Genomic DNA, 17,576 nt, shown 5'->3' with positions numbered 1-17,576 from the left:
GGTGACGCGCCGCGCCTGACCGCGCGTCGGCGCGCCGAGGGTCGCGCGCGGCGCGGGCTGGCCCCGCGGCGCGATGACGACGGCTGACCCCCCCGGCACCACCACCGTGCGCGTCTGTGCCAGCGCCGGCTCGGGCAGCGCGGCGAGCAGCATCACGGCGGGGATCGCGAGAAATCTACTCATGGTAGAAATTACGTTATGTATTTCGCGCCTGATCGGCAAGCCGGTCAGTCGCTCCCGATCGCCCGCCAGTCGCCGTCCCTGGCCCGTGCGGCGACCTCTTCCGCCAGCAGGGCGAGCACCGCCTCGGTCGCGCGCCCCGGCGCGCGGTCGGGCGGCAAGGCCAGCACGACATGGCGCCGGATCGCCGGGCGTATCACGGGCGCGATCTCCATCCGCCCCTCCTGTTCCTCCCGCCGGATCGCCGAGCGCGGCAGGATCGCGAAGCCGAGGCCGCAGACCACCAGGTCCTTGAGCACCAGGAAGGAATCCGCCTCGTGGCGCAGGTTCAGCGTGAGCCGGGCGCGGGACGCCGCGGTCTCGACAATGGCGCGCAGGCCGTGCGGGCGGCTCGGGAGCACGAGCGGCCGTTCGGCGGCGGCGGCGAGAGTGACGGGCCGCTCGGGTGCCAGCCCGCTGCCGGCCGGCCCCGCCAGGACTAGGCCCTCGACGAAGAGGTCCCGCACCGGCAGGTGGAAATCCGTCGCGGCGCCGTAGAGCAGCGTCGCATCCGTCGCCCCGCGCTGCACCCATTCGATGAGGTGGCCGGTGTAGCCCTCGACGACGCGCAGCGAGACATCGGGGTGCCGCTCGGCCACGCGGCGGGACAGCGGACCGGCGAGGACCGCAGCGACCGTCGGCATCATGCCGAGCGCCACCTGCCCGGCCACGACGCCGGACAGCGCGCGCACCTCCGCGATGGCGCCTTCCAGTTGGCGCATCGGCCCGGCGACGCGGGCGAGCAACTCCCTCCCCGCCTCCGTCAGTTCCATGCCGCGGCCGTGGCGCGTGAACAGCGGCAGGCCGGCCTCGGCCTCGAGCAGCCGGACCTGACGGGACAGCGCCGGCTGGGCGATGCGCAGCCGGTCGGCGGCGCGGCTGAGGGAGCCGGCCTCGGCGATCTCCCGGAAGGTGCGGAGCTGCCGGAGATCCATCGCGCCACCCATAACAATCTGCGATGGAGCCTATCGTCGCTTTCGAATTCCGTGAAGGTCGTCCTCGCCCCATAAGCCCGCAGCGGACAGACGGAGAGAAGCGGCAATGGACGGCGACCGGGTGGCGCAGGCGATGGCCTGGCCCGATGCGATCTTCGCGGAACTGCGGCGCTGGCAGGTGCGCCAGATCGCCTACGTGCCCGATGGCGGCCATGCGCGGCTGATCCGCGCCGTGCATGCCGAACCCGCCATGCGCGCCATTCCGCTGACCACCGAGGAGGAAGGCATCGCCGTCCTCTCCGGCGCGGCGCTGGGCGGGGATCGCGGCGCGCTGCTCATGCAGTCTTCGGGCGTCGGCAACTGCGTGAACATGCTCTCGCTGGTGAAGACCTGCCGCTTCCCCCTTCTCGCCCTGGTGACGATGCGGGGCGAATGGGGTGAGTTCAACCCGTGGCAGGTGCCCATGGGCGCCACGACCGAGGCCGCCTTCCGCCTCATGGACGTGGAGGTGCGCCGCGCGGACCGTGCCGAGGAGGTGGCCGAGACCGTCTCCGCCGCCGCCCGCATGGCCTTCGAGGGCGGCAGCGCCGTCGCCGTGCTGCTGGGCCAGCGCCTGATCGGCGCCAAGGTGTTCTGAGGGAGGGATGACGATGCTCGATCGACGTGACGTGGTGGCGCGGCTGCTGCGCGACCGCGGCGAGGCGCTGGTAGTGACCGGGCTCGGCGCCGCGACCTATGACGTGGCGGCGGCAGGCGACGATGCGCGGAACTTCTACCTGTGGGGCGCGATGGGCGGCGCCGCGCTGGTGGGGCTCGGCCTCGCCATCGCGCAGCCGGACCGGCCGGTCGTGGTGGTCACCGGCGACGGGGAGGCGCTGATGGGCCTCGGCGCCTTCGCGACCATCGCGCTGCAGGCCCCGGCGAACCTGACGGTGGTCGTGCTGGACAATGGGCTCTACGGCGAGACCGGCGGGCAGCGCAGCCACACCAGCGGCGGGACGGACCTCGCCGCCGTGGCGCGTGGCTGCGGCATCGCCGAGGCGTGGCGGATCACGGACCAGGCCGGGGTCGAGACCCTCGCCGCCGGCCTCGCCTCGCCCGGCGCCGGGCCGCGCGTCGCGGTGATCGAGGTGGACCCCGCCGAGGCGCCTCGCGTGCTGCCGAGCCGCGACGGCGGGTATATCCGCGCCCGCATGCAGGTGGCGCTCGGACTCGCCGCCTGACTGCCTTGCCAGCCACGCGACCCGGGCCTAATCCGGGCGCGACGGGAGAGAACCCATGGACATGCAGATGCCGACCGACGCCCACGCCGAGATCCGCGAGGAAGTGCGCAAGCTCTGCACGCGCTTCCCCGGCGAATACTGGCGCGAGCTCGATGCCCGCCGCGGCTACCCGACCGAATTCGTCCAGGCGCTGACCGAGGCCGGCTGGCTCTCCGCGCTGATCCCCGAGGAATACGGCGGTTCGGGCCTGCCGCTCTCCGCCGCCGCGGCGATCCTCGAGGAGATCCACGCCTCCGGCTGCAACGCCGCCGCCTGCCATGCCCAGATGTACACCATGGGCACCGTGCTGAAGCACGGCAACGAGGACCAGAAGCGCAAGTACCTGCCGAAGATCGCCACCGGCGATCTGCGGTTGCAGGCCTTCGGCGTGACCGAGCCGACGTCCGGCACCGACACCACGGCGCTGCGCACCTTCGCGAAGAAGGAAGGCGACAAGTACGTCGTCAACGGCCAGAAGATCTGGACCTCGCGCGCCGAGCACTCCGACCTGATGCTGCTCCTCGCGCGCACCACGCCGCGTGACCAGGTGAAGAAGAAGACGGACGGGCTGTCCACCTTCCTCGTGGACATGAAGGCCGCACTCGGCCACGGCCTGACCATCCGTCCGATCCGCACGATGATGAACCACAACTCGTGCGAGGTCTTCTTCGACAACATGGAAGTGCCGGCCGAGAACCTGGTCGGCCAGGAAGGCAAGGGCTTCCGCTACATCCTCGACGGCATGAACGCCGAGCGCATGCTGATCTCGGCGGAGTGCATCGGCGACGCCAAGTGGTTCATCAACAAGGCGGTGGAATATTCCAAGCAGCGCGTGCTGTTCGGCCACGCCATCGGCAAGAACCAGGGCGTGCAGTTCCCGATCGCCAAGGCCTATGCCGCCATGCGCGCGGCGGAAGCCCTGCTGCAGAAGGGCCTGCAGAAGTTCGAGGCCGGGCTGCCCTGCGGCGAGGAAGCCAACATGGGCAAGATGCTCTGCGCCGATGCCGCCTGGATGGCGGCGGAGGCCTGCATCCAGACCCATGGCGGCTTCGGCTTCGCCGAGGAATACGACGTGGAACGCAAGTACCGCGAGTGCCGCCTGTATCAGGTGGCGCCGATCAGCACGAACCTGGTGCTCTCCTACATCGGCGAGCACGTGCTGGGGATGCCGCGGAGCTACTGACGTGGCGAAAGCCCCGGTGCCGGTCGCCATCGCCTACGACTTCGACGGCACGCTGGCACCGGGCAACATGCAGGAGCATGTCTTCCTGCCGAAGCTCGGCCTCGATGCGCGCGCCTTCTGGGCGCGCGCCAATGTGCTCGCCGAGGAACAGCAGGGCGACCCGATCCTGACCTACATGCACCGCATGCTGGTCGAGGCGCATGCCGCCGACATCCCGATGCGGCGCGAGGACTGGGCCCGGCACGGCGCCGGCATCACGCTGTTCCCCGGCGTCGAGACCTGGTTCGACCGCATCAACGCAGCCGGCGCGGCACGCGGGCTGGCGGTGGAGCACTACGTCATCTCCTCCGGCCTGCGGGAGTTGATCGAGGGCACCTCGATCCGCAGGCATTTCCGGGCCGTCTTCGCCTCGGGCTTCCTCTACAGCGCCTCGGGCGTCGCGATCGCGCCGGCGATCGCGGTGAACTACACGACCAAGACGCAGTACCTCTTCCGCATCAACAAGGATGCGCTGGATCTCGCCGACAACGCGGCGGTCAATGCCTACCGCCCGCCCGAACAGCGGCGCGTCCCCTTCCCCAACATCATCTTCGTCGGCGACGGCGACACCGACATCCCCTGCTTCCGCATGGTGAAGGAACAGGGCGGGCATTCGATCGCCGTCCATCCCGATGGCGATGGGACGCGCGCCGCACGCACGCGGCGCCTGATCGCCGAAGGCCGCGTGCATTGTGCGGTGCCGGCCGACTATGGCGAAGGCACCGAACTCGAGCGCCGCGTCATATCCATCCTCGACCTCCTGGCCGCGCGCGAAGCGGTCACAGCCCCCACGCCGGAGTGACGTGTCCATGCCTGGAACCAAGCCCCTGAAGGGCCTCCTCGTCGTCTCGATGGAACAGGCCGTCGCGGCGCCCTATTGCGCCTCCCGCCTCGCCGATGCCGGGGCGCGCGTCATCAAGATCGAGCGCGCGGAAGGCGACTTCGCCCGCGCCTACGACGCGGTGGCGAACGGGCAGTCGAGCTACTTCGTCTGGCTGAACCGCGGCAAGGAAAGCCTCTGCCTCGACATCAAGAACCCGGACGACAAGGCGCTGCTCGAACGCCTGATCGGCAAGGCGGACGTCTTCATCCAGAACCTGGCCCCCGGCGCCATGGCCCGCGCGGGCTTCGGCAGCGCAGCCCTGCGGGAGAAGAACCCGCGGCTGATCACCGTGGACATCTCCGGCTATGGCGAGGAAGGCCCCTACGCCTCGATGAAGGCCTACGACCTGCTGGTGCAGGCGGAAAGCGGCCTCGCCTACGTCACCGGCCGGGCCGAAGGGCCGGGGCGCGTCGGCGTCTCCGCCTGCGACATCGCCTGCGGCATGAACGCGCATGCGGCCGTGCTGGAGGCGCTGATCGAGCGCGGCATGACCGGCAAGGGCAAGGGCATCGCGGTCTCCCTCTTCGACGGCATGGCGGACTGGATGTCCGTGCCGCTGCTGCAATACGAGGGCACCGGCCGCAATCCGCCGCGCATCGGCCTCGCGCATCCCTCCATCTGCCCCTACGGCGCCTTCGAGACGATGGACGGCACGCCGGTCCTGATCGCCATCCAGAACGAGCGCGAATGGGCGTCCTTCTGCACGCATTTCCTCGAGGAGCCGGAGCTTCCCACGAGGGAGGGATTCCGCGTCAACAACGAGCGCGTGGCCAACCGCCCGGAGGTGGACGCGCATATCGCCCGCGTCTTCGCCGCCCTGGAGCGCGAGGAATGCGCCGCGAAGCTCCGCAAGGCCAACACGGCCTTCGGCTTCGTCAATGACTGCGAGGGCCTCCGCCGCCACCCCGCCCTGCGGCGCGTGACGGTCGAGACCGAGAAGGGCCCCATCGCCATCGGCGCGCCCGCCGCCGTGCTGTCGGACGGTGCCCGCGACCTCGGGCCGGTGCCCTCCCTCGGCCAGCACAGCGCGGCGATCCGCGCCGAGTTCGCCGGGGGCTGACGCGCCTCACGGCCCGCGGGCGCGGAGCGCCAGCGGCATGTGCGCAACGAGGGGCGCGGTGACCGGCGTCCGCCCCACCATCATGATCGGCGCGGCCCGGTAGGCATCGAGGCCGCGGCCCGGCGCGGCGGCCCCGCCCCCGGTGCCGCCCGCTGCTGCCAGCGGAATGACCCGGGCGCGCTCGCCCCCGTTGGCGAGGCCGGCCGCCCCGGCAAGGCTCCCCCCGGCCAGCGTCGCGAAAGCCGGCGTCTCGCTGCCCGGCCGCCCCTGTTCCTCCGCCCACGCCGCCACGACCCTTGCGCGGTAGGGCTCCGCGCGCTCGGGCGTGTTCGAGTGGTAGTTGCCGGCGGCGCGCGCCCAGTCCTGCCGTGTCGATTGAAGCTCACCCAGGAAGCGCGCCGCGTAGCGGGCGTTGGTCAGGGGATCGAAGGCCTCCTCGAGCGTCGCGAAGGCATTGGGGTGGTGATGCAGGTTCACCTGCATGCACCCCACGTCGATCAGGCGCATGCCGCGGGCCTGCAATTGCCGCACCTCGGCAATCGCTGCCTCCCGGGTCGGGAAATACATGCCGCGGCCCTCGGCGTTGATGGTCCAGGGCCAGGAGGCGAAGCGGCCGGTCGCGGGGTCGCGGCGGCCGGATTCGACCCGGCCGATCGCCTGGAGCAACCCGGCCGGGATGCCCTGCTCCCGCTCGGCGAGGGCGATGGCGGCGCGGCAGGCCTGGCCGGAATCGGCAGCCGGGAGAGGTGTCGCCCGGGCCGGGCAGGCGAGCGCCCCGAGGACCGGCAGCAGGAGTCCGAGGAGCGCGGCGCAGCGGAATGCATGGCGTGACATAGGGATGTGAACGGCAAGCCATGTGCCACGCAATAAACATGCGCTTACATGTTTCTGGAAGCCACTTATGCTGCACTGCAAAAAACCTCTTGCAGAACCTCATGACGGCCCCTAAGTTCTGTCTCGCAGCGGCAAGGCGTTGCCTACCGCTGTCTTTCTTGGACGTTTCCTCCCTAAACTTGGCGGTGCCTTCGGGCACCGCCTTCTTTTTTTCCGCCCATTCGGAGAAAATTCTACTCCGCCATTGTGCGGTGCATCAAGGCCGGAGGAAGGCCCAGTCCGATCCTGACAGCGCGGCGATCAGTGCCGTCATGTCCGCCACCACGTCGCGGAAACCCGGCCCCCGCTGGATCCGCCCCTCATCCATGTAGAGCGCCCGGGCGATCTCGATCTGCAGCGCATGGGCGCCGTCGCGCGGCCGCCCGTAATGCCGGGTGACGTAGCCGCCGGCATAGGGATCGTTGCGCCGGACGCGGTAGCCGAGGCCGACGAGAGCCTCCTCAACCAGCCGGGTTGCGCGTGGGGCGCAGGCGGTGCCGTGGGCGTCGCCGAGCACCATGTCCGGCGGATTGGCCGCCTGGGCCGGATGCGCCGGCATGGAATGGCAGTCGACCAGCAGGCAGAAGCCGAAGCGGGCCCGCGTCCCGGCAATCAGTTCCCCCAGGGCGGCGTGATAGGGTTCCCAGTAGCCGCGGATGCGCGCCTCGGCCTCGGCGAAGGAGAGGCGGCGGCGATAGACCGGCTCCCCTGTCGCGACGATACGCGGAATGGTGCCGAGCCCGGCCCCGACCCTTGGACTGGTGGTGTTGACCCAGGGCGGCAGCGGGCCGTCGAACATTCCGGGATCGAGTTCCCATGGCTCCCTGTTCACGTCGCACCAGACGCGGGGGAAGTTCGCGGCGATCAGCGGGGCGCCATGCGCCGGCGCCGCGACGAAGAGCTCGTCCACGAAGGAATCCTCGCTGCGGCGCAGCGCGAGCGGGGAAAGCCGGGCCTCGGCCACGAAATCCGCCGGGTAGTCCTGCCCCGAATGGGGGGACGCGAAGACGAGCGGCACCGTCTGCCGCACCGGGTGGTAGAGCGCGAAGGGCGGCGCGGCCGTGGCTCCGGGAAGGCTGTGGGCGGGCAGATCCATCGCTGCCGACGAAACCATAGCGCCCGCCCCATGTCACGCGGCAGCAAAGGGCGCGGTTAGCGAAGTGGTCAGCACCCGTGCGGCATCCTGCCCGCGATGGCAGGCAAGGCGAAGGGCAAGGGCGATGGCGGCGGCACGATCGTCATCAGGCGCGAGGAAGGCGGCGAGCACACCCACCATGGCGGCGCGTGGAAGGTCGCCTACGCCGATTTCGTGACCGCCATGATGGCGTTCTTCCTCCTGATGTGGCTGCTGAACGCCACCACCGAGGAACAGCGCCGCGGCCTCGCGGACTATTTCGCGCCGACCAGCCTGCTGGCCCGATCGGTCTCCGGCTCCGGCCAGCCCTTCGGGGGAAGGACTCCGAACGAGGACGGCAATTCCACCTCGACCCAGGGCGCCATCACCATCCAGCCGGGGCGGATGCCCGTGGTGATGGACATCGAGGAAGACGACAGCGAGACCATGGCCCGCCCCCAGCCGCGCCGCGAGGGCCCCGAGGGCCGGGAGGACGCGGACGACGCGCGCCTGGTGGCGCCGACGCCCCCCGGCGCCCAGTCCGGCCCCGAGCCCCCGCGCGGAGGCCCGGCCGATGCGCCCGCCACCGAAGCCCGCCCCGAGGCGGCCAGCGAGGCGGAACTGCGCCGCGAACTCGCGCACCGCGAACGCGAGGCCTTCGAACACGTCGCCCAGCAGATCCGCGAGGCTGTCGCCACCGACCCCGCCCTCGCCGACCTCGCGCGCCAGATGCTGGTGGAGCAGACGCCCGAGGGGCTTCGCATCCAACTGGTCGATGCCGAGCGCCAGCCGATGTTCGCCCTCGGCGGCACGGCGCCGAACGACCGGGCGCGGGCGCTGCTGGCGCGCGTGGCCCAGGCCGCAGCCCGCCTGCCGAACCCTGTCGCCATCGCCGGCCATACCGACGCCACGCCCTTCCGCGGCAGCGGCGACCGCAGCAACTGGGACCTCTCGGCCGAGCGCGCCAACGTCACGCGACGGCTGCTGGTGGAGGCCGGGCTCGCCGAAGGGCGCGTCCGCAGCGTCAGCGGCCATGCCGAGCGCGACCTGCTGCTGCCCGACCAGCCCAATGCGGCGGCCAATCGCCGCGTCTCCATCACGCTGCTGCGCCAGGCGCGGGAGGAACGCCCGTGATCTCGCTTGCCGGCTTCGGCTTCCTGCTGGTCTGCGTCTTCGGCGGCTACATCGCCGCCGGCGGCAAGCTGGACATCATCCTCACGGCGCTGCCGTTCGAGTTCGCGATCATCGGTGGCGCCGCGATCGGCACGCTGGTCATGGCGAACAGCGTCGCCGGCCTGAAGCATGTCGGCGCCGGCTTCGGGAAGCTGCTGAAGGGATCGAAGTACACCCGGCAGGACTACATGGACCTGCTGAGCCTGCTCTACTGGCTGGTTCGCCTGGCGCAGACCAAGGGACCGATGGCGCTCGAACCGCATATCGAGAAGCCGGAGGAAAGCGCAGCCTTCAACAAGTTCCCGCGCATCGCCGCCGACCACCACGCGGTCGCGCTGATCTGCGACTACCTGCGCATGGTCGGCATGAACGCCGACGACCCGCACCAGATCGAGGACGTGATGGCGAGGGAATTGAAGAAGATCAAGGACGAGGAGATGCACCCTTCCCACGCCATGCAGTCGATGGCGGATGCGTTGCCGGCCCTCGGCATCGTCGCGGCGGTGATGGGTGTCATCAAGACCATGGCCTCGATCAACGAGCCGCCGGCGGTGCTGGGCAGGATGATCGGCGGCGCGCTGGTCGGGACCTTCCTCGGCGTGCTGCTGGCCTACGGGCTGATGGGGCCCTTCGCCGCCCGGCTGAAAGGCGTGGTCGAGGAGGAGAGCAAGTTCTTCGAGGTGATCCGCGCCGTGCTCGTGGCGCACCTGCACGGCAACGCCCCGCAGGTGGCGGTGGAGACAGGTCGGAAGATGGTGCCGTCAGAGCATATGCCATCGTTCCAGGAACTGGAGGAATCGCTGCAGGGATTGCAGATCGCGTAAAGGCCGGGGGAGGAGAACCTCCCCCCGATCGGCGCCGCCCCCGGCTGTCAGTCCCAAAAAACCAAAGAAGGTTGAGGGGGGTGCGGGGGGAGAAGTTCCCTTCTCCCCCCGACATCACTTCACCCCGTAAACCGTCCGCGCCGTCTCCGGGCTCACCAGCCCGTCCTCGACATCCCGCTGCACCAGCGCGGGATCGCGCTCCTTCGGGTTCCCCATCCCGCCGCCGCCCGGCAGTTTCAGCAGCAGGCGCCGGCCCTTCGGGATGACCTGGAAGCCCTTGGTGCGCAGCACGGTGCCGTTGGCGTCGTTCATGCCGACCCAACCGGTGGCACCTTCGCCACCGCCGTCGCGGCCACGCGGCGCGTTCGCCACGCGGTCGAAGATGGCGTTCACCGCGAACTCGGCATCGTTCTTCGCGCCGATCTCCATCACCTGGCCGAAGCCGCCACGGGTGCGACCGGCGCCGGCCGAATCCGGGCGAAGCTGCTTCTGCCAGAAGATCACGGGGGCGACGTTCTCCGTCGCCTCCACCGGCATGGTGCGCACGCCGGAAGGGAAGGCCGTGCCGTCGAGCCCATCCTTCGTCGGCCGGGCCCCGGTGCCGCCGGAGTTGAAGGTGATGATCTCGAAGTCATCGACTTCCGCCGCCTGGCCGGAAACCTGGGATCCACCGCGCAGCGGCGGGTTCCACAGCGCGGAGGAACCCTCGGCATTGACGCGGCCCGGCACCACCTGGTGCAGGCAGCCCATCATCAGGTCGGGCAGCAACTGTCCGATGACGTGGCGCACGGACACCGGATAGGGCCGCGGCGCGTTCAGGATGCAGGTATCCGGGATCTCCATCTGGAACGGCGCCAGCGAGGCCCAGTTGTTCGGCACCTCCGGCGCGACCACGCACTTGATGCCGAAACAGGCATAGGCGCGGCAATAAGCCGCCGGCACGTTGATGCCGCGGCTGGAGAAGCCGCTGGTGCCGGCGTAATCCACGACGATCCGGTCATCGTGGATCGTCATCGCGGCCTTGAGCGTGACCGGCGCCTCGTAGCCGTCCGAAGTGATCTCGCTGCGGACGGTGGTGCGCGGCAGCTTGGCGATCTCGGCCAGCGTCGCGCGGGTGCTCGCTTCGAAGATGTAGGTCGCGAGGTCGTCAAGGCTGTCCATCGCGAACTCGTCCATCATCTCGACGAGCCGCTTCGCGCCGGCGTCGTTGCAGGCGCACAGCGAGTAGATGTCGCCTTCGAGTTCCACCGGCGTGCGGGAGCCCGCGCGGATGAAGTCGAAGAAGGTCTCATTCGGGACGTTGCGATCGAAGCACTTCACGATCGGGATATAGAGGCCTTCCTCGAAGACGCTCCGCCCCTCCGGCCCCATGCCGAGGCCGCCGATGTCGATGATGTGCGCCGTATTGGCGAACAGCCCGACGATCTTCCCGTTGCGGAAGGCCGGCGTTACCACCGTCAGGTCATGCAGGTGCCCGGTCGCGAGCCAGGGGTCGTTGGTGATGTAGTGGTCGCCCGGCTTCATCGTGTGCGCCGGGAACTTGTCCAGGAAGTGCCCGACCGCCTCGGCCATGGAATTCACATGGCCCGGCGTGCCGGTCACCGCCTGCGCAAGCATCCGGCCTTCGAGGTCGAAGATGCCCGCGGACAGGTCGCCCGCCTCGCGCACCGTGGTGCTGAAGGCGGTGCGGATCATGGTCTGCGCCTGTTCCTCGACCACCGCGATCAGGCGGTTCCACTGGATCTGGCGCTGGATCTGCGCGAGGGCTCCGGTTTCCTTGTTCATCACGCGGCCTCCTGCGTCAGGTCGAGATAACCGAGCCCGTCCATCCGGCAAGTCCAGGACGGCCCGATCAGGGTGCTGGTCTCGGCTTCAGCCACGATGGCGGGGCCCTGCACCGTCGCACCCGGTGTCATGTGCTCGCGGTCATAGACGGGCCATTCCGTCACCTCGCCGGTCGCGGTGTCGCGGACCATCTGGGTGCGGATCGGCTTCGGCGCCGGCGCGGCGGCGACCGGCGCGGCGGGTTCCACATGCGCTTCCACCGTGCGGACGGTGACGGCGAAGGAGAGGATCTCCACATCCGACCCCGGCACCGGCCGGTCGTAGAAGCGGGTGTATTCGGTGTCGTAGAGGGCGCGGATCTCCGCGACGTCGTGCACCGTCAACGCGCGCGGCGGCAGCGGGACCGAGATCTCGTGCCCCTGGCCGACATAGCGCATGTAGGCGATGCGCGTTTCCTCGACCGGCTGGCCGAAGGCGCCCTCGCCGACCACCCTCGTCGCCTCGGCGGACATGGAGGACAGCAGCCCATTCACCGCCGCGAGGTCGAAGGAGCCGAAGCGCTGGTACAGCGACTTCACCACCTCGTACGCGACCGGCGCGCGCAGGAAGCCGATGGCCGAGCCGACGCCGGCGCCCGAGGGCACCAGCATGCGCTTCACGCCCACCTTCTCGCAGACGCGATAGCCATGCACCGGCCCGCCGCCGCCGAAGGCGATGACGATGCGGCCGTCATAGCCCTTGCCGCTCTCGATGGCGTGGACGCGCGCGGCGTTCGCCATGTTCTCGTCCACCATCTCGACGACGCCGAGGCCCGCCATCTCGCCGGACAGCCCCAGCTTGCCGCCGACATGCGCGGCAAGCGCATCGCGGGACAATTCAGGCTTCAGCGGCAGCGTCCCGCCGGCAAACAGTTCCGGCTGGTAGCGGCCGAGCGCGAGGTTGGCATCCGTCACCGCCGGATGCGTGCCGCCGCGGCCGTAGCAGGCCGGGCCGGGGTCTGCACCCGCGGATTCCGGGCCGACCTGGATGCGGCCCATGGAATCGACCTGGGCGATGGACCCGCCGCCGGCGCCAATCTCCACCATCTCGATGACAGGAATGCGCAGCGGCAGGCCGGAGCCCTTCTTGAAGCGGCCGACGCGCGCGACCTCGAAGGTGCGGCTCGCCTGCGGGCGGAACGCGTCGATCAGGCAGACCTTCGCCGTGGTGCCGCCCATGTCGAAGGAGAGCACCTTGTCGAAGCCACGCTGCTTGGCGACGAAGGCGGAGAAGATCGCCCCGCCCGCCGGACCCGATTCCACCAGGCGGATCGGGAAGCGCGAGGCCGTCTCGATCGTCGTCAGGCCACCGCCGGACAGCATGAGGAAGAGCGGGCAGGTCAGCCCCGCCGCGCGCAGGCCCACTTCCAGCCGCCCGAGATAGGACGCCATCAGCGGCTGGACATAGGCATTCGCGACCGTGGTGGAGAAGCGCTCCCATTCGCGCATCTCGGGCGACACCTCGCTGGACAGCGAGACGTTCATCTCCGGCCACATCTCCTTCACGATCGCTGCCGCGCGCTGCTCATGCGCGGGGTTCACGAAGGCATGCAGGAAGCCGATGGCGAGGCTCTCGATGCCCTCGCCCTTCAGGAACTCGACCTGCGCGCGCACCGCGGCCTCGTCGAGCGGCAGAAGGACCTTGCCGGTGTTGTCCAGGCGCTCCGGCACCGGCAGGCGCCAGCGGCGGCGCACCAGCGGCTGCGGCAACTCGATGTTGAGGTCGTACTGGTCGTAACGGGCCTCGTTCGCCAGGGCGAGCACGTCGCGGAAACCATCCGTCGTCAGCAGCGCGGTCCTGGCACCCTTGCGCTCGATGATCGCGTTCGTCGCGAGCGTCGTGCCGTGGATCAAGAGGTCGAGGTCGCCCGCCGCCATGCCGGCCTTGGCGAGCACCTGCTGCACGCCCTCCAGCACGCCCTTCTCGGGGGCGGAGGGCGTGGTCAGCACCTTGGCCGTCCAGCGCTGCTCGCCCTTCTCGATGGCGAGGTCGGTGAAAGTCCCGCCGATATCGACGGCAAGGCGTGCTTTGACCATGTCGTGTGTCATGCTGTCCTGGAACTGGGATGTCATGAGGCGCGCGAATCCTATCGCGCGCCGGGTGGGATCAGAAGACGGCGAGGCGCGAATTCAGCAGGTCCGTCACCAGCATGCATCCCGGCGCATGGGTGATGCAGAAGGGCGGCTTCGTCGCGGCGACCACGGCCTGGGGCGTGACCCCGCAGGCCCAGAACACAGGCAGCTCCTCCTCGGCGACCGTCACGGCCGCGCCGGCATCGACCTTCGCAAGATCTGCAATGCCGATCATCTCCGGCTTGCCGATATGCACCGGCGCGCCGTGCACCGACGGAAAGCGCGAGGTGATCTGGATGGCGCGGATCGCATCCGCCGGCCTGAAGGGCCGCATGGAGACGACCAGCGGGCCATGGAAGGGGCCGGCCGGCGCGGTCGGGACGTTGGTGGTGTAGACGGGCACCGGCTTGCCCTCCTCGAAGTGGCGCAACGGCAGGCCGTCGGCGAGCAGCGCCTCCTCGAAGGAATGGGAGCAGCCGAGCAGGAAGGCCACCAGGTCGTCGCGCCAGAGGTCGCGGATGTCGTGCACTTCCTCGACCATCACGCCATCGCGCCAGACGCGGTAGGTGCCGATGTCGGTGCGGATGTCGATATCCCGCCCGAGCGTCGGAAGCGAGGGATCGCCCGGCTCCGAGGTCGCGAGCAGCGGGCAGGGCTTGGGGTTCAGCGCGCAGAAACGCTGGAAGTCGGCGGCGAGATCACGCGGCAGGATGGCGAGGTTGGCCTGGACATAGCCCGGGGCCATGCCCTGGGTCGGCCGCGTCCATTCGCCGCGACGGATGCGCTGGCGCACGTCCCAGCCGGTTTCGTGCTGCACGGGATTGTGGTCCATACGGGGCCTCCTCGGTCGGCGCGGCATTCCAGACCCTGGCGGGCCGCATGTCGAACGCGAAATCTGGATCGGGGTGATCGAAAAAATCAGTCGGCGGCGCCGGCCAGGTCCCGCGCCAGGGCAGCGATGGTGGCCGCCACATGGCTGTCCGGCTTGCGCAGATAGCTGACATGGAATGCGACGTCCGGCAGCGCCACGTCCTCCACGTCCAGGCGGCGCAGGCGGCCTTCGGCGATCTCGCGCTCCGCCGCGACCATCTGCATCACGCTGATGCAGACACCGGCGCAGGCAAGTTCCGCCATGGTCGCGATGGAGGTGCTGCCCCAGAGCCGCACGCCCGGCGCCCCGGCTTCCGCGAACAGCCGGCGCAGCGCGGCCGAGACCTCCGTGTCATGGGAGAAGCTCAGGATCGGCCAGCCGGTCAGTTCCGACAGCCGCAGCGGCCGCTCGGGCAGCCCGAGGCGCGGGCTCGCCAGCCAGCCGAGCGGGTAGGAACACAGCGGCTGGTTCACCGCGCGCGGATCCTCGACCGTGCCGGCGAGCATGGCGATGTCGATATGCCCCGCCGCGAGGCTCTGGCGCAGCGCCGGGGTGATGTCCACCACCATGTCCAGCACGATGCCGGGATGCGCCGCGCCGATGCGCTCGACGAGCCGCGGCAGCAGCGTATGCGCGAGCGTCTCCGACACGCCGATCCGCAGCAAGCCCCGCATCGCCGCCGGGTCCGCGATGGCGCGCAGCATCTCCTCGCGCAGGTCGACCATCTGTTCGGCGTAGCGCAGCAGGGCGGTGCCCTCGGCGGTCAGCGTCAGGCGAGGGCCGCGCTGGAAGATGCGGATGCCAAGTTCCTGCTCGAGTTGCGCGACGCGCGCGGAGACCGCCGATTGCGTGGTGTTCAGCCGCGCCGCCGCGGCGCGGAAGCCGCCGAGGCGGACCACCCAGATGACGGTCTCGAGCGATCGCAGGTCGCGCATGCGCTCCTTACTGCGCGGCCTCCGCGGCCCAGCGCTGCACCACGGCGCAGGCGGCGGCGAAGTCCTCCATGCGCATGTCCTCGTGCGGATTGTGGCTGCCGTTCTGGTTGCGCACGAAGAGCATGCAGGACGGCACCTTCGCCTCGGCGAAGGCCGCTGCGTCGTGACCGGCACCGGAGGCGATATCCAGATGCTGGATACCGAGCGCATCCGCCGCGCGCCTCAGACCGGCGCGGATGCCCTCGTCCATGATCCCGGCGCGGCTGCCGGTTTCCGGGCCGCGTTCGAAGCGCACGCCGCGGCGGGCCTCGATTTCCTCCATGAAGCGGTGCAGCGCCTCGAACATCAGGTCGCAGGCGTGCGGGCTGACGCTGCGGACATCGAGGGAGAATGTCGCCTCGCCCGCGATCTTGGTGAAGCCGGCCTCGGAGGTCGTGGCCATGGTGCAGAAGGTGCAGACGAGGACATGGCCCATCGTCTCCAGCCGGCACCATTCCTCGTCCATGCGGTGCACCAGTTCGGCAAGCGCGGCGGCCGCATCGCGGCGATACTTCCGCGGCGTCGCGCCGGAATGGTTGTACTCGCCCACCACGCGCGCCTGGCGCAGGCGGCGGCTGCCGGGGATGCCGGTGACGATGCCGACCGGCACCTGCTCCGTGTCCAGCACCGGGCCCTGTTCGATGTGCAGTTCGAGGAAGCCGGCGACGTTGTGCGGGCCGATGGCGTGCTCTCCGCGCGCCACCGCGTCGGGGTCGAAGCCTTCTTCCTTCATGTGCTCGGCCAGGGTGCGGCCGGAATCCTGCCGGCGGATGTCGAGGCCATCGGCCTTGAACAGCCCGAGCGCCATGCGCGAACCGGGATAGGAAACCGGGAACCAGGCGCCAGCTTCCTCCGAGCGGATCGCCATGACGGTGATATCCCGCCCCGGCACGAAGCCCGCGCGCTTCATTCCCGCCACCGCGGCAAGCCCGGAAAGCACGCCCGCCGCGCCGTCATAGTTGCCGCCCTGGCGCACCGAATCGAGATGGCTGCCGATGACGATGCGCTTCGCCGCGCGATCGGTGCCGGGCAGCGTCATGTAGAGGTTGCCCGCGACATCCACCTTGCTTTCCAGCCCGAGGCGGTCGGCCGCGGCGCGCACCAGCGCATGCGCCATGCGCTCGCCGGGGCCGTAGGCCTCGCGCGTCACGCCCTCCCCGTCCGTGCTGCCCGCGCGCAGCCCGGCGAAGAGCTCGGCGGCGAGGTCCATGTCGGGGGTGAGGTTCGGCAGCATCGCGGCGTCTTCCGTCAGGTGGGGTTCCGCCCGGGGCGCCGGATGGCCGGCGCCCCGGAGCGTGTTTGCCGCCGAGCCTCGCCGATGATCCCATCATCGGCGAGGTGAACGGCAAGGCGCGCGGGGCTGGTGGGGCGGCCGCGCGCGAAACACAAGACTCCGATACCGGCTGGCCGGTATCAGAGCATGCTCCGCACGCGGCCACCGTCCACGCGGACCATCGTGCCGGTGATGTAGGCGCCCGTCTTGCCGGCGAGAAACGCGCCCATCGGGCCGTATTCATGCGGTTCGCCGACGCGGCCGGCGGGCACTTCCTTGCCGGCGCGCGCGATCTCCTCGTCCACCGTGGTGCCGGCCTTCTCGGCGCGCACGGCGGCGGTCTGGGTGATGCGGTCGGTGCGGATCGAACCCGGCGCGAGAATGTTCATCGTCACGCCGTCGCCCGCGACCTCGGCCGCCAGCGTCTTGAGCCAGGCCCAGATCGAGGCGCGCAGCGTATTGGACAGCGCCAGCGTCGGGATCGGGTGCTGCATGCCCGAGGAACCGACGACGATCACGCGGCCGAACTTCTGCGCCCGCATCGCCGGCATCAGCTTCATGGTGATGCGGATCGGCGAGACGACGATATTCTGGAACCACTTCGTCAGGTCCGCTTCCTTCATCTCGGAAGCGGTGCAGACGGGCGGGCCGCCGTGGTTCAGCACCAGGATGTCCACGCCGCCCATCGCCTTCACGGCGGCGTCGGCCAGGCGGTCCATGTCCTCGCCCGAGGAGACGTCCGCCTGCACCACGGTCACGGACGGCGCGCCGAGCGCCTTGAGGTCGGCCGCGGCCTTCTCCATCGCCGCGGTGTCGCGGCCGCTGATGGTCAGCACGGTGCCCTCGGCCGCCAGCGCATCCGCGATCGACCGCCCGAGGCCCTTGGCCCCGCCCATCACCAGGGCGCGCTTGCCCTTCAGACCCAGATCCATCCTTGAACCCCTCGTTTCCTGCCGTAGAACCGGGGCGGACCCTGCCCCCTCCCCCGCCCCCTGGC

Annotated in this window: 17 protein-coding genes; 7 read left to right on the top strand and 10 right to left on the bottom strand. The window is 70.2% G+C overall.

Translation table 11 applies throughout. The annotated features are described in order from the left end of the window. On the bottom strand, positions 1-183 hold a 183-nt coding region (locus GXW76_RS09845; protein ID WP_211861838.1), incomplete at its 3' end, for a hypothetical protein. Positions 184-227: 44 nt separating this feature from the next. After that, positions 228-1,154 carry a LysR family transcriptional regulator gene (locus tag GXW76_RS09840; RefSeq protein WP_211861837.1) on the bottom strand — a complete coding sequence of 309 codons (927 nt, stop codon included), beginning with the start codon at positions 1,152-1,154 and terminating at the stop codon, positions 228-230. A gap of 106 nt (positions 1,155-1,260) precedes the next feature. On the opposite strand from GXW76_RS09840, the gene GXW76_RS09835 reads away from it, so the two are divergent. Genes GXW76_RS09835 through GXW76_RS09815 form a run of 5 tightly spaced genes read left to right on the top strand, consistent with a single transcriptional unit; the run spans position 1,261 to position 5,581 of the window. After that, the gene (locus GXW76_RS09835) at positions 1,261-1,791 is read left to right on the top strand and encodes a thiamine pyrophosphate-binding protein (RefSeq protein ID WP_211861836.1); all 531 of its coding nucleotides are present in this window, start codon (positions 1,261-1,263) and stop codon (positions 1,789-1,791) included. A gap of 13 nt (positions 1,792-1,804) precedes the next feature. Then, positions 1,805-2,377, top strand: coding sequence for a thiamine pyrophosphate-dependent enzyme (locus GXW76_RS09830; RefSeq protein ID WP_246514072.1), 573 nt, complete (start codon positions 1,805-1,807; stop codon positions 2,375-2,377). Between the two features lie 55 nt (positions 2,378-2,432). Continuing rightward, positions 2,433-3,599: an acyl-CoA dehydrogenase family protein gene (locus GXW76_RS09825; protein WP_338150924.1), complete on the top strand. Its 1,167-nt coding sequence runs from the start codon at positions 2,433-2,435 to the stop codon at positions 3,597-3,599. Position 3,600: 1 nt separating this feature from the next. Next, entirely contained in the window at positions 3,601-4,440 is an 840-nt protein-coding gene (locus GXW76_RS09820; protein WP_338150923.1) for an HAD family hydrolase, read from the top strand. A 7-nt stretch (positions 4,441-4,447) separates the two neighbouring features. Continuing rightward, positions 4,448-5,581, top strand: coding sequence for a CaiB/BaiF CoA transferase family protein (locus tag GXW76_RS09815; RefSeq protein ID WP_211861834.1), 1,134 nt, complete (start codon positions 4,448-4,450; stop codon positions 5,579-5,581). 6 nt (positions 5,582-5,587) lie between these two features. On the opposite strand, the gene GXW76_RS09810 is transcribed toward GXW76_RS09815, so the two are convergent. Both GXW76_RS09810 and GXW76_RS09805 read right to left on the bottom strand, forming a co-directional pair. Then, positions 5,588-6,415 carry a transglycosylase SLT domain-containing protein gene (locus GXW76_RS09810; protein WP_211861833.1) on the bottom strand — a complete coding sequence of 276 codons (828 nt, stop codon included), beginning with the start codon at positions 6,413-6,415 and terminating at the stop codon, positions 5,588-5,590. A 256-nt stretch (positions 6,416-6,671) separates the two neighbouring features. Then, a complete protein-coding gene (locus GXW76_RS09805) occupies positions 6,672-7,550 on the bottom strand; it encodes an N-formylglutamate amidohydrolase (RefSeq protein WP_211861832.1) in 879 nt (292 codons plus the stop codon). A 96-nt stretch (positions 7,551-7,646) separates the two neighbouring features. Between GXW76_RS09805 and GXW76_RS09800 the strand changes: the two genes are divergently transcribed. Together GXW76_RS09800 and motA are read left to right on the top strand one after the other, a co-directional pair. Beyond that, a complete protein-coding gene (locus GXW76_RS09800) occupies positions 7,647-8,702 on the top strand; it encodes a flagellar motor protein MotB (RefSeq protein WP_211861831.1) in 1,056 nt (351 codons plus the stop codon). After that, positions 8,699-9,565 (top strand): flagellar motor stator protein MotA, encoded by an 867-nt coding sequence (motA, locus tag GXW76_RS09795; protein WP_211861830.1) that lies wholly within the window; start codon positions 8,699-8,701, stop codon positions 9,563-9,565. The genes GXW76_RS09800 and motA overlap by 4 nt, the downstream gene beginning before the upstream one ends. Positions 9,566-9,679: 114 nt before the next feature. Here motA and GXW76_RS09790 read toward each other — a convergent pair whose 3' ends face one another. The 6 genes from GXW76_RS09790 to GXW76_RS09765 form a co-directional block, all read right to left on the bottom strand. Further along, positions 9,680-11,350: a hydantoinase B/oxoprolinase family protein gene (locus tag GXW76_RS09790; protein WP_211861829.1), complete on the bottom strand. Its 1,671-nt coding sequence runs from the start codon at positions 11,348-11,350 to the stop codon at positions 9,680-9,682. Next, on the bottom strand, positions 11,350-13,461 hold the full coding sequence (locus tag GXW76_RS09785) for a hydantoinase/oxoprolinase family protein (RefSeq protein ID WP_246514071.1): 2,112 nt from the start codon (positions 13,459-13,461) through the stop codon (positions 11,350-11,352). Before GXW76_RS09785 ends, GXW76_RS09790 begins: the two co-directional genes overlap by 1 nt. Before the next feature lie 34 nt (positions 13,462-13,495). Further along, positions 13,496-14,293 (bottom strand): putative hydro-lyase, encoded by a 798-nt coding sequence (locus tag GXW76_RS09780; protein WP_211861828.1) that lies wholly within the window; start codon positions 14,291-14,293, stop codon positions 13,496-13,498. Between the two features lie 86 nt (positions 14,294-14,379). Next, positions 14,380-15,267, bottom strand: coding sequence for a LysR family transcriptional regulator (locus tag GXW76_RS09775; protein WP_211861827.1), 888 nt, complete (start codon positions 15,265-15,267; stop codon positions 14,380-14,382). A 7-nt stretch (positions 15,268-15,274) separates the two neighbouring features. Beyond that, positions 15,275-16,540, bottom strand: coding sequence for a Zn-dependent hydrolase (locus GXW76_RS09770; RefSeq protein WP_211861826.1), 1,266 nt, complete (start codon positions 16,538-16,540; stop codon positions 15,275-15,277). Positions 16,541-16,719: 179 nt separating this feature from the next. Beyond that, a complete protein-coding gene (locus tag GXW76_RS09765; RefSeq protein ID WP_211861825.1) occupies positions 16,720-17,511 on the bottom strand; it encodes an SDR family oxidoreductase in 792 nt (263 codons plus the stop codon). Between the last annotated feature and the right edge of the window lie 65 nt (positions 17,512-17,576).

It is taken from the genome of Neoroseomonas soli, from assembly GCF_018129065.1.
Classification (GTDB): Bacteria; Pseudomonadota; Alphaproteobacteria; order Acetobacterales; family Acetobacteraceae; genus Neoroseomonas; species Neoroseomonas soli.
Note: the sequence above shows the minus strand (reverse complement) of the source record. Positions and strands in the feature narration are given on the sequence as shown.